At 53.8% G+C, this 240-nt stretch carries 1 protein-coding gene; it reads left to right on the top strand.

Going from position 1 to position 240, the window contains the following annotated elements; all coding sequences use genetic code 11:
- The coding region (locus SB765_RS33285) for a glycine--tRNA ligase subunit beta (RefSeq protein WP_410932989.1) at nucleotides 1-240 on the top strand (240 nt) is incomplete at both ends.

Here is a 240-nt window from a genome sequence, read left to right as displayed (position 1 = left end):
GAAAGGCGACAAAGACCCGTTTGCGCTGCGTCGTGCCGCGCTTGGCGTGCTGCGAATTATCGTTGAGAAGAACCTCAACCTTGATCTGCAAACGCTGACCGAAGAAGCGGTGCGTCTGTATGGCGATAAGCTGACTAATGCCAACGTAGTTGATGATGTTATCGACTTTATGCTCGGTCGCTTCCGCGCCTGGTATCAGGACGAAGGTTATACCGTTGACACCATCCAGGCGGTACTGGC

It is taken from the genome of Pseudomonas sp. SIMBA_067 (assembly GCF_046534675.1).
Taxonomy (GTDB): Bacteria; Pseudomonadota; Gammaproteobacteria; order Pseudomonadales; family Pseudomonadaceae; genus Aquipseudomonas; species Aquipseudomonas putida.
The sequence above is the reverse complement of the archived record's forward strand: the minus strand, read 5'-3'. Positions and strand labels throughout refer to the sequence as shown.